We start from the raw sequence: 11,997 nt of genomic DNA on the forward strand, positions 1-11,997 counted from the left end.
CATGTGTCTGCAAGCAACCGCCCCCGCCGTCCCTTCGCTCTCCCGTCCCGGCCTGCTGGTCATGGACGTCGACTCCACGCTCATCGACGAGGAGGTCATCGACCGTCTCGGCGACGAGGCCGGCTGCGGCGAGCGCATCGCGGCCGTCACCGAGCGGGCGATGCGCGGCGAACTCGACTTCGAGCAGGCGCTGCGCGAACGCGTCGCCCTTCTGGAGGGTCTGCCCGCATCGATCTTCCGGCAGGTGCATGATTCGCTGCATTTCACGACCGGCGCGTTCGACCTGATCGACGAACTGCACACGCACGGCTGGAAGGTGGGCGTCGTCTCCGGCGGCTTCCACGAGGTCGTGGACATGCTCGCCGAGGACGCGCATCTCGACTATCGGATCGCGAACCGGCTGGAGGTGTCGGACGGCCGCCTGACCGGCCGCGTGCTCGGCGAGATCGTCACCAAGGACGTCAAACTGCGCTCGCTCAAGGCGTGGGCCGACGAGCTCGGCCTGCCGCTGTCGCAGACCGTCGCCGTGGGCGACGGCGCCAACGACATCCCGATGATCCAGGCCGCCGGTCTGGGCGTCGCGTTCTGCGCCAAGCCACGCACCCGCGCCGCCGCCCCGTACGCCGTCGACGAGCGCGACCTGACGCGCGTGCTCGACCTGCTGCAGGATTAAATTGCCTATTCCAATGTCATGAATGCAATGATTTGCTTTATCGCAAATCATTGCATTCTTCAAAGTTGCTGCAAATAGGGAAATATTTCAAAAAAATGAGGAGCTTTACAATAAAAGAAATATAAAAACATATCAAGGGAGAACTCCCATGAACAAGAGATTCCTCATACATAACAAGGCACCGGGCAGGTTCATGGCGATCATCGCCGTCATCATTCTGATGGCGGTAGCGTTCATTGGCTATGCCGTAATAATGATGCATCCTGAATCGGCGTCGATTCCGGGAACGGACGCACCGGTTCCATCAACCGGTTCCGTTCAACGCCCGCCACTCAACGATGAGAATACGCCGGCGGAACATCCCTTCGACGAATCCCCCGGTGACCAGCCTGTCGACAAGCAACCAACCGCCAACCAATCAGACGATAATCAATCCGCCGACGACAATCCATCGACACCTACTGAGACGTCTCGGCAGGACCAGCCTGCAGACGGAGCTGACGGCCAAACGAACGTGGACACGCGTCCGGCCAAAGCACTGCTGAATCTCACCACCAGCGTCCAGGAGACCAACTACTGGTGCGCGCCGGCCAGCATGCAGATGGCATTGCGATACAAGGGCATCGACGTGAGTCAGGCAGACCTCGCGTCGCAGGTCGATGCGAAACCCGCAACGGGAACGGAGTACGTCGACATGCAGCGGGTTCTCAATAGGTACCTGTTCGGCAGCGACACCGTCGGCCCGTCGGATCCGGGATATCATATCCAGACATTGTCCCGGTATGATACCGATCCGCAGATCGCCGCCGATTTCTCAAGACGGCTGCTTACGGACATCGCAACCGACGATCCGCTGTTCGCCGCGGTGGACGTGCACACCCTGTATCCCACGTTGCCCGAAGCGAACCATATGGTGGTGGTCACCGGTTATCTCCTGCGCGACGGCGGCAATGACATCGACAGCGTTTATTTCATGGATCCTTCGTATATGGTGCAGGATGCCGCATACGGCGGACTGAAGACGGCCTCGTTCGACGAGTTCATTGCGGCCATCGTCAACAATGAGGAACCGGCGTATCTGTACTGAACGTCTTTCCCTACAAATCCACGTATCGCCGACCCTGATACGACACCATGTGAAGCGCCCCGTAAAACGACTTCTTATTGAATCGTGATTCAATGAATCGTGATTCAATGAATCGTGATTCAATAAATCACGATTCAATAACCGAGGGACGGCTGCCCCTATGGGCGGGCATGAACCGGGAAGTCTTCTGCGATGCGGTGCGGAAGGCGTATCGCCCCGCTCGTCATAAGCCGCTTCGTGGTTGTGTGGGGCTTGCGTCGGCGCTTCCGACGCGAGCCCCACACGATCAGCGGCAGACGGCCGCGTCGCCCAGTCGGGCGCCGCGCGCCCAGTCGGCGGCCTTCATCGCCTTCTTGCCCTGCGCCTTGACCTCGGTCAGTTCCAGCGGCGTCGTCGCCGTGCCCACCCAGACGGCGCGCTTGCCGGCCGCCAGACGGCCCGGCTCCAGCGCGGCCGGCACCGTCGGATCGACCGGGTCGGCCGGACGGGCGCGCAGCACGTGCAGCGTCGCCGACTCGTCGCCGCCGTCCGCGTGCAATGCGCACCATGCGCCCGGATTCGGCGTGCACGCGCGGATCTGCCGGTCCACGGCCTCCACCGGCGCGTCGAACACGATATGCGCGTCCTCGACGGTGATCTTGTCGGCCTTCGCATACTCGCCCGGCTGCTGGTCGACCGCGGCCGCACGGCCAGCGTCGACCGCCTGCATCGCGCGCACCAGCACCGACGATCCGGATTCGGCCAGACGCGACAGCAGGTCGCCGGCCGTCTCATGCGGTTCGATCGACGTGCCGCACTGCGCGACGATCGGACCGGCGTCCATGCCGCGCGTGATGCGGAACACCGTCACGCCCGTCGCCTGGTCGCCCGCCCAGATCGCGCGCTGCACGGGGGCGGCGCCGCGCCACTGCGGCAGCATCGAGAAATGCAGGTTGTACCAGCCCAGCGGCAGCGCGTCGAGCACCGGCTCCTTGAGGATCTTGCCGTATGCGACGACCGCGGCCGCCTGCGCGCCGGTGGCCGCCAGCTCGTGCACGAAGCAGTCCGTCTCCGACGGGTCGGATTCGATGACCGGCAGGTCCAGTTCCAGCGCCGCCTGCTTGACGGGGCTGGGCATCAGCCTGCGGCCGCGGCCCGTGGGCGCGTCCGGGCGGGTCAGCACCGCCACGATCTCGACGTGCTCGGTGTCGGCGGCGAGCGCCCGCAGCGACGGCACGGCCACGTCCGGCGTGCCGGCGAACAGAATCTTCAGCATGGGTTTTCTCCTCCCAAACGGTGAAAGGCCGTCCCGTGCCGCATGGGCGGCCGGACGGCCATGGTTCAACAGGTATTCGATATATGGATGTGTTCGGCTCGCATTCGACGCACGATGCCAGCGCGCGATGTCAGCGCACGGGCGGGATGTCGACGCCCTGGGCGATGAGGATCTCGCGCAGACGGCGCGAGTCGGAGAAGCGCACGCCGCGGATGCCCGCCTCGTTCGCGCCGACGATGTTCATCGCCTTGTCGTCGACGAACACGCTCGTCGACGCGTCGATGCCGAATCGGCGGACCGCCTCGTCGTAGATGTCGCGGTGCGGCTTGCGCAGGCCCACGAACCCGGACACGACGCGCCCGTCGAGCAGCTGCAGCAGCGGGCAGAGCCGTTCGGCCTCCGAGAACAGCACCTTCTCCCAGTTCGACAGGCCCCACACGCCGATCCCCGCGGCCTTCAGGTCGTTGACGAGCACGCGCATGCCGGGCACGATGCCGGTGAGCGAATCCTCGAAGTTGTCCACGTAGTAGCGCAGGATGTCGGCCCATTCGTCGCCGTGGCGCTCGCGCATCAGGGCGATGGCCTCGTCGGCGCCCATGCCGGCGTCCATCAGGTCGTTGATCGAGTAGAATCCGGAGATCTCGTCGTCGAGGAACCGGTCGATCGTCTCCTGCCCGTAGCGGGCGACGAGCGCCGCGGCGGGATCCCAGTAGATGAGCACGTTGCCGAAGTCGAAGATCACGTCGGTGATGGGCTTGCCTGCGGCCTGTGCGGCGTTGCCGTCGGCCATGAGCACGTCGTGCTCCATGTCCGGCTCTCCGGGCCAACCTTTCATATGCGCCTCCATTCGTCTTGCGGGCCGTGCGGCCCCGCTCCATCGTCCCACGCCGCGCCGACCATCGGCCCGTCGGCTCGGGTCAGATCAGATCCTTGGGGTCGAGCCGGAAGCGCAGCTCCCCCGCGCGCCGTCCGGCGACGTGCTCGCCCACGATCGCGCGCAGCCGGGTCGCGAGTTCGGCGCGGCGCGACGCGGCGACGCGCACGACGGCCTTGACACGGTCGGCGGTCTCCGCCAGTTCGCGCGCGTCCACGGTGGCGGGCGGTGCGATCGGCACCGGGCCGAGCACGGCGGGCAGGTCGTGGCCGCCGACGTTGACGACCGCCCAGTCGCCGCCGAGCACGCCGAGCCGCGTCAGCGCGCCGATGACCACGTCGCGCCGCCCCCATACGCATGCGGTCGCGGTGACCGGCGTCATGCCGGCCTCGCGCCGCTCCTCGATCTCGCGTGCGGCGAGCAGGCGAGGATCCCACAATGTGAGCGAGCGGGCGATCGTCGGGTCGGTTTCGCCGATGAGCAGCGCCTGGCCGCCGCGCGAGCGTGGCGCGCAGCAGGCGACGGCGCGCATCCACGCGGCGAGCGTGTCCAGGCGCGCATCCACGCCCTGCGCGTACAGGCTGGTCCACGCGTCGAGGACGGCGACGGCCCGGTATTCGCGCGTCTGCGGCGTGTCCCGCCCGTCGGCGGCTCGCACGCGCGGTTCGGCGCCGGGCGTGGCGACGACGATCTGCGGCCGCCATGCGATCGTCTCGACGATGCCGCGCGGCGAACGCGGCGACGATACGACGATCGGCACGCCGCGGAACAGGCGCGACAGTTCCTGCGCGGTGCCGGCCGCGCCCACGCGGATGACGCGCATGCGATCGCCTCCGCATCCGGGGCAGGTCCAGTTGACGGCGGCCGCGCCGCACCAGCGGCATCGCGGCGCGCTTTCGCCGCCGCGCGCCACCGGGCCGGTGCATCGCGCGCAGCGCACCTGCCGGTGGCAGCGCACGCAGGCGAGCGATTCGGCGTCGTCGCCTGGTATGGACAGCAGCACGGGGCCGCCGTCGAGTGCCTTGTGCAGGATGCGCACCGCCGTGTGCGGCACGCGCGCGCCGATGCTCGGGTCGGCGAGGCGGGCGAGTTCGTCGCGGTTGAGCCAGCGCACCCACGGCGTGTGCTCCTTGACGACCGCGGGCAGGGCGTGCACGGTCGTGGCGGGGCCGCCGACGGGCGTGTCCGCGGCGCGCCCGTCGGTCTCCCATTGGCTGACGGCGCTGCGCGCGTGGCCCATCGCGACAAACACGCCGCCGTGCGCCTTGGCGCGCAGGCGCAGCACGCCGCGCGCGTTCGGGTAGGGCATGAACCCGTCCATGTTCTGGTAGGCGAGGTCGTCGACGATGGCGAACAGGGCTGGCCCGTCGACCGGCGCATACATCGCGGCGCGCGGGCCGATCGCGCAGCGCACGCGCCCGTCGGCGACGGCGCGGTACGCGCGGTAGCGTTCCTCCGGCGGCATCGACGCGCCGAGCACGGCCACGTCGCCCGCATACCCGTCGGTGAATCCGCCCGCGGCGGCACGCTCGCCGTCGGCCGCGGCGAACCGGTGCAGGCCGCGGCGTTCCAGCGCGTCGGCCAGGTCCTGCGTCTCGCGCATCGTCGGCAGGACGACCACGGCGGCGCGTCCGGCGGCCATCGCATCCATGACGATCCACGCCATGTCGTCGGCCCACCGTTGCGCGCCCGGCAGCGCGTCGACGACGAACGCGCCGAAGCCGCCGTCCTCGAGCGTGGCGTGCAGGCGCACGGCCTGATCGTAGGAGGTGCGCATCGCGGCGAATCCCTCGTCCGCGGCACGGCGGCAGCGTGCCGCGAGCGCCGTCGCGGCGGCACGGCCTGCGGCCCGGCGCGCCGATGCGAGGCCGAACGGGGAATCCGCGCCCGTCCCGCCGCCGGTGTTCCCGGCGAAGCCCCCCGCCGTATCGATACCGCTCGCGCCGCCGGTACCGTCGGTGCCGTCGTCTCCCGGCAGCGCCGCGTCGACGCGTTCGACGCGCGGCGGGACTGCCAGTCGTACGATGTTGGCGCGCGTGCCGCCGTACGCGTCGGCGATGCGGGTGATGTCGTCGCGCATGGATGCCGAGACGAGCGGGCGCGTGGTGAGCACGCGTTCCAGGTAGCGCAGCGACGAGCGTGGCGTGTCGCTGGTGGATGTGCGGTTCCAGATGATGCCGCTGACGCGCTGTCCGCCGAATCGCACGCGCACGAGCGCGCCGGGCACGGCCGTTCCGTCGAGCTTCTCGTCGATGAGGTAGTCGAAGGTGCGGCCCAGGTGCGTGGCCTGGATGTCGAGCACGACCTGCGCGATCGGGTCGTGTTCGGCGGGGATCTTCTCCGCGGGCGTGCGACGGCGGCGCCTGCGCGGGGCGAGCCCGTCAAGCGCCAGCTGTTCGGCGTGCGGTGCGGTCATTCCTCCTGTTTAGCACATGCGGGGCCGCATCGCACGCATCATGCCGCGGGCTTACGCGGCACGCGTCGCCGGCATGCCGCGCGATGCCGGTCCGCCGCGCGTATCCGCCGGTGCGGACGACGCCGATGACACAGCGCCGCCCGCACCACCGTCGTAGGTCAGGCCATGTGAGCCGCGACGGCGTCCTTGAGCGCGTCGACGCGGTCGGTGCGCTCCCACGGGAAGCCGTCGAGTTCGCGGCCGAAATGGCCGTACGCGGCGGTCTTCGCGTAGATGGGCCGCTTGAGGTCGAGCGCGTCGATGATGGCGGCCGGCCGCAGGTCGAACACATCGCGCACCGCCTGCGCGATCGCGTCGCGGGTCACGCCGCCGATTTCGGTGCCGTACGTCTCCACGTTGACGCTGACCGGGTCGGCCACGCCGATCGCGTATGCGACCTGCACTTCGACGCGGTGCGCCAGTCCTGCGGCGACGATGGTCTTGGCGACCCAGCGGGCCGCGTAGGCGGCGGACCGGTCGACCTTGCTCGGGTCCTTGCCGGAGAACGCGCCGCCGCCGTGGTGCGCGGCGCCGCCGTACGTGTCGACGATGATCTTGCGTCCGGTCAGGCCCGAGTCGGCCGCCGGGCCGCCCAGCACGAACGAGCCGGTGGGGTTGACGAGCAGACGGTAGTCGTCGTGGCGCACGCGCCCGTCGAGGATGTCATCGAGCACCGGGTCGATGACGTGCTCCTTGAGCTGCCCCTCAAGCCAGGCGTGGGTCGCCTCGGGGTCGTGCTGCGTGGACACGAGCACCGTGTCGATGCGCATCGGTTTGTCGTCGGCGTCGTATTCGACGGTCACCTGCGTCTTGCCGTCGGGGCGCAGGTGCGGCACGTCCCCGTTCTTGCGCACCTGGGCGAGACGGTAGGCGAGACGGTGCGCCAGGTGGATGGGCAGCGGCATGAGCACGTCGGTCTCGTCGCTCGCGTAGCCGAACATGACGCCCTGGTCGCCGGCGCCCTGCGCTTCGTAGCGTTCCTCGCGCGACGCTTCGCTTTCGCGCGTCTTGTCGAGCCGGGCGACGCCCTGGTTGATTTCGGCGCTCTGTTCGGTCAGGGACACGAGCACGCCGCACGAGTCGGCGTCGAGGCCGACGTCGGATCCGGTGTAGCCGATGCGGCGCACCACGTCGCGCACGATGGATTGGATGTCGCAGTACGCTTCGGCGGTCACCTCGCCGAAGACGTGGAACAGGCCGGTGGCGGCGGTGGTCTCCACGGCCACGTGCGCGTCGGGGTCCTGGGCGAGCATGTCGTCGAGGATCGCGTCGGAGATCTGGTCGCACACCTTGTCGGGGTGGCCCTCCGTCACCGATTCGGCGGAAATGAGCTTGCGTTCGGTCGTCATATCATCCCTCTTTCGGACTTATCGCCCCGCGCGAAGCGAGGCACAATGATACGGTCGGTTTCTTCTGTTGCGGGCGGATCGGCCCCGTACCTCCACGGCGGCGCTCCCCCGTCGTGTGACGAGAGGGCGGGCGACGCGGAGATGCGGTTCCGTTCCGATGGACGTCGGCGCACGGCTCCGGTATGCGATGACGGCAAAAGAAAAGGCTCGTGCCGGACCTCATGGTCGGCGCGAGCCTCAGGTATGTTCGCTCCGTGAATTCGGTAAGGCGATCCGGCGCGGCGGTTGCGACGCGCGGATACGGTGGATCGGACGGGCCGATCAGTTGCCTTCGCTCAGATCGTCCTCGCCGAGGGTCTCCTCGAGCAGGCCCTCGTTGATCTCGCGGAATGCGATGGACAGCGGCTTCTCCTGGTTCTGGTATTCGACCAGCGGGCCGACGTTCTGCAGCAGGCCCTCGTTGAGCTGCGTGAAGTAGGAGTTGATCTGGCGGGCGCGCTTGGCGGCGAAGATGGCCAGCGCGTACTTGGAGTCGGCGTGCTCCATCAGATCGTCGATCGGCGGATTCGCGAGGCCCTGGGGACGGGGATCGGTGCCAAATGCCATAATGTCTGTTCTCCGAATCATCAAAAGTAGCGTTACAGCTATTCCAACCTCACAAGTATACCCCCGCCCCTCGTCTTTGCCCAAGGAAGGCACCGGAGGAACCGTCCCGGCCAGCTCCCGCATCGTTGGGCCCGGAGGGTCTGCGGCATCATCGGACGGTCCGGCCGGATGGGGTTCAAGGCGCGGACACGCCGATGTCGACGGAACGCCGCCCCGTGCTACACTGCTCCCCATGCTTACCGTGTTCTGTTGTTGTCGTTGAGACGCCGCACCCGTGCGGGCGTCCGGTCGCGCTGTCGCGACGCCTTCGACGAACCTCAAGCAGAACCTTCATTGCATTGGCGATATTGCATTCCTTGCCTGTTCCTGCGTGCATTCGATGGCGTTTCGGCAATCCGCTGCCGGTGAATCCCCCGCCCGCAACGACCGGCGCCTGCCATATGAAACATCGACAACCGCCATCGTTCGAGAACCACAAGGACCTTCCATGCCGCTTTCCTCACTGCCCGCCAGCCTGCTCGATGGGGCCGCCCTGGCCGTCACCATCATCGTCTTCGCCGTCCTCTGGCATCTGAAACGCTCCCGTAAGGCCGGTTTCGGCATGCGGGTCATCATCGCTACCGTGCTCGGCATCGTCCTCGGCATCATCGCCGCCGGGCACACCACGTACGTCGCTGTGGCCGGTACGGTCTGGTCGCAGGTCATGTCCGCCGTCGTCGTGCCGCTGCTGCTGTTCAGCGTCATCGCCAGCATCACCAACCTCGGCGAATCCGTGCGTCTGCGGAGCATCGCCACGAGGACCGTCATGCTGTTGCTGCTCAACACGCTGACCGCCTCGCTCCTGACGTTGGCGCTGGCCGTCGTCTTCCACGTCGGCCGGGGTTTCCGGTACGAACTGCCGCAGGATTACACGGCACGCGAGGTGCCCGGCATCGTCGACACCGTCACCGGCCTGTTCCCGTCGAATCTGATCGGCGATTGGGCGTCGAACCGGATCGTGCCCGTCGTGCTGTTCGCGCTGCTCGTCGCCGTCGCCTACAACGCGGTCGCCGCCGACGAGGCCGGGCGTGCGCTCGTCCGCCCATTCAAGGCGTTCGTGGACGCCGGTAACGCCGTCATGGCGAAGATGACGCAGATCATCGTCGGATTCACGCCGTACGCCGTCGTCTCGCTGATCGCCTCCGCCGTGTCGTCCAGCGACGTCACCACGCTGCTGCCGCTGCTGCTCGTACTCGTCGTCGCGTATCTGGCGATGTCGATGCAGCTGTTCCTCGTGCAGCCGCTGCTGCTCGCCGCGTTCACCCGATTGCATCCGATGCCGTTCTTCAAGGCGTTCTGGCCGGCCGGCGTGGTCGCGTTCACGTCGGAAAGCAGCATCGGCACGATTCCCGTCACCGTCAGGCAGCTGCGTTCCGCCGGCGTCGATGACGATGTGGCGTCCTTCGTCGCCGGGCTCGGCGCCAATCTGGGCATGCCCGGATGCGCCGGCGTGTGGCCGATGCTGCTGGCCGTGTTCGCCGTCAATGCGCAGGGACTGCAATACACGCCCGCGCAGTATGCCTTCCTCGTCATGCTGACGCTGCTGGTGTCCATCGGCACGGTGGGCGTGCCGGGCACCGCCACGATCACCGCCACGTCCCTGTTCGCCGCCGCTGGCCTTCCCGTGGCGTTCATCGCGCTCGTCCAGCCGATCTCGCAGATCGCCGATATGGGCCGTACCGCGCTGAACGTCGCCGGCGCCGCCAACACCGCGGTCATCGTCGCCGCCACCGAGCGACGGCTCGATATGGACGCCTATCATGCGCTCCGGGCCGTTGCGGATGATGACGACCGCACGGTTTCCGGAATCGACGCCGGTGCGAGCGATTCCCTCAGCCTCCGCTCCGTCGCGCAAGCTCCGGTCGCCGCGGATGCCGCGGTGGATGGCATGACGGATACGTCCGGCGCGACGCGGGCCGCGCCGGATGCGCTGGGGTCGGCCGCTCCGGCACGCGTCCCGGCCGGAGCGACGGCCGCCGTCAACCTTCTCGGCTTCACGCCCGCGGCGGCGCTGGCCGATGATGACCTCTGCGGATTGCGATAGCCGCATACCGCAGCGCCGAGCCGACCCCATCCGGATCGCGCAGAACAGTAGGTCTCCATGAGGATTCCGCCGCAGCCCGCGCACCGTGCATCCGTACATGCCTGTCGCCGGGCGGCGCGGTCGAGGCCGACACCGTTCCGGATGGGCTATGGCCGGCCGGCCGTCACCGCCGGAATCGGACCACGGTCCGGTAGCAACATGACGCGACGAAGGAACGTTCTCTTCCCGTAGCGGAACCGGCATTGCGCCGCCGGTTCCCTGTTAGGCTCAAGGTACCGATCCGCGTGCAGTTGCGCGGGTCTCTCAAGGAAACGGAGGCCATATATGACCGACGAGACAGTATTCGACCAGTATCCCCTCGACCAGTGGAAGGATCCGGAGCATCGCATCATGGACCGCTTCTCCCTCAAGGGCAAGAAGGGCTTCGTGACCGGCGGCGCAGGCGGTCTGGGGCGCAACACGGCGGCCGCCTGGGCCGAGGCGGGCGCCGACGTGGCCATCGTCGACCTGCCGTCCAGCAAGGAGCGCCTGGAGGCGCTGGCCGCCGAGCTGTCCGAACGCTACGGCGTGAAGGTCGTGCCGCTGTACTGCGACGTGTCCGACAAGGCCCAGGTGGACGCGTTGAAGGAGTCGCTCGTCGACGCGCTCGGCACCGTGGACATGGCGTTCATCAACGCCGGCGTCAACGTTCCCGGCGATGACGCCGACGAACCGTACGAGGTGTGGAAGAAAACGATCGACATCAACCTGACCGGCGCCTACATGACCGCGCAGATCGCGCAGCACATCATGCGCGAGCATGGCCATGGCGGTTCGCTGATCTTCACGTCGTCCCTGTCGGGCCATAACGCCAACTTCATCGGCGGCGGCCCCTCCCCCGTGGCCGCCTACGGCGCCACCAAGGCCGGCGTCTACGAGTACGCGCGCTATCTGGCCGCGGCGCTCGCCCCGTACGGCATCCGCGCCAACGCGGTGTCTCCCGGCTACGTGTGGTCCGGCATCTTCGAGGGCCGCATCACCCCGGAAGGCCATGACATGATGGTCCACCCGGTCCCGATGCACCGCTTCGGCACCAACGAGGAGATCGCCTCCGCCGTGCTCTTCCTCGCCAGCGACGCGTCGTCCTACATCACCGGCACCAACATCCAGGTCGACGGCGGCTACTCCGTCTACTGATCCGTCCGATATCCGCGTCCGGATATGCGAAGGGCCGCACGGGTGTTCCCGTGCGGCCCTTGCCGTCTCCGTCCGATCGTGTCCGGATATGAAGGATCCCCGGGAGCCGTGGGCTCGACCGGGGATTCGATGTGTGATGCGGCGGTGTGCTACTCTCCCACACCCTATCGAGTGCAGTACCATCGCCGTGCCAGGCCTTAGCTTCCGGGTTCGGAAAGGGACCGGGCGTCTCACCTGGGCCATGACCACCGCAAATCTTGACTTATCAGCCAACCCCTCGTCCGAGGGGATCGGCCGGCTTGGACCGTGGCTGGTCCGGGAACCGGAAAGCGGACGCGAAGGTGATGTATCGCACAGTGACATGCTTAGTGTTCATTGCCGTGAGGCGTGAACCACCATGGACCCTCCGACGACCAACCCGCGAGGAGTTGGTGTGTAG

9 protein-coding genes, 1 rRNA gene and 1 riboswitch are annotated in these 11,997 nt (G+C 67.7%); of the genes, 4 read left to right on the top strand and 6 right to left on the bottom strand.

Features of this window, described 5'->3' with window-relative positions:
* Window position 1 precedes the first annotated feature (1 nt).
* Entirely contained in the window at window positions 2–673 is a 672-nt protein-coding gene (gene serB / locus D2E24_RS07570) for a phosphoserine phosphatase SerB (protein WP_125968734.1), read from the top strand.
* 148 nt (window positions 674–821) lie between these two features.
* Window positions 822–1,760: a C39 family peptidase gene (locus tag D2E24_RS07575; RefSeq protein ID WP_125968735.1), complete on the top strand. Its 939-nt coding sequence runs from the start codon at window positions 822–824 to the stop codon at window positions 1,758–1,760.
* A gap of 286 nt (window positions 1,761–2,046) precedes the next feature.
* Here the strand turns inward: D2E24_RS07575 and fmt are convergent, their stop codons facing one another.
* From fmt to rpoZ, 5 genes are all read right to left on the bottom strand, one after another.
* Window positions 2,047–3,015: a methionyl-tRNA formyltransferase gene (gene fmt / locus D2E24_RS07580; protein WP_125968736.1), complete on the bottom strand. Its 969-nt coding sequence runs from the start codon at window positions 3,013–3,015 to the stop codon at window positions 2,047–2,049.
* A gap of 130 nt (window positions 3,016–3,145) precedes the next feature.
* On the bottom strand, window positions 3,146–3,850 hold the full coding sequence (locus D2E24_RS07585; protein ID WP_125968737.1) for an HAD family hydrolase: 705 nt from the start codon (window positions 3,848–3,850) through the stop codon (window positions 3,146–3,148).
* 82 nt (window positions 3,851–3,932) lie between these two features.
* On the bottom strand, window positions 3,933–6,305 hold the full coding sequence (locus D2E24_RS07590; protein WP_125968738.1) for a primosomal protein N' family DNA-binding protein: 2,373 nt from the start codon (window positions 6,303–6,305) through the stop codon (window positions 3,933–3,935).
* A gap of 158 nt (window positions 6,306–6,463) precedes the next feature.
* Window positions 6,464–7,693 carry a methionine adenosyltransferase gene (gene metK, locus D2E24_RS07595; protein ID WP_125968739.1) on the bottom strand — a complete coding sequence of 410 codons (1,230 nt, stop codon included), beginning with the start codon at window positions 7,691–7,693 and terminating at the stop codon, window positions 6,464–6,466.
* A riboswitch (SAM riboswitch) is annotated at window positions 7,689–7,746 on the bottom strand. It overlaps the preceding gene by 5 nt.
* A gap of 268 nt (window positions 7,747–8,014) precedes the next feature.
* Entirely contained in the window at window positions 8,015–8,299 is a 285-nt protein-coding gene (gene rpoZ, locus D2E24_RS07600) for a DNA-directed RNA polymerase subunit omega (protein ID WP_033493015.1), read from the bottom strand.
* 487 nt (window positions 8,300–8,786) lie between these two features.
* Here rpoZ and D2E24_RS07605 point away from each other — a divergent pair, with 487 nt between their 5' ends.
* Together D2E24_RS07605 and D2E24_RS07610 are read left to right on the top strand one after the other, a co-directional pair.
* Window positions 8,787–10,382: a dicarboxylate/amino acid:cation symporter gene (locus tag D2E24_RS07605; RefSeq protein WP_125968740.1), complete on the top strand. Its 1,596-nt coding sequence runs from the start codon at window positions 8,787–8,789 to the stop codon at window positions 10,380–10,382.
* A 324-nt stretch (window positions 10,383–10,706) separates the two neighbouring features.
* Window positions 10,707–11,558, top strand: coding sequence for an SDR family NAD(P)-dependent oxidoreductase (locus D2E24_RS07610; RefSeq protein ID WP_125968741.1), 852 nt, complete (start codon window positions 10,707–10,709; stop codon window positions 11,556–11,558).
* Between the two features lie 136 nt (window positions 11,559–11,694).
* Here D2E24_RS07610 and rrf read toward each other — a convergent pair.
* A 5S ribosomal RNA gene (gene rrf / locus D2E24_RS07615) occupies window positions 11,695–11,811 on the bottom strand.
* Window positions 11,812–11,997 lie beyond the last annotated feature (186 nt).

The organism is Bifidobacterium samirii (genome assembly GCF_003952945.1).
Lineage (GTDB): Bacteria > Actinomycetota > Actinomycetes > Actinomycetales > Bifidobacteriaceae > Bifidobacterium > Bifidobacterium samirii.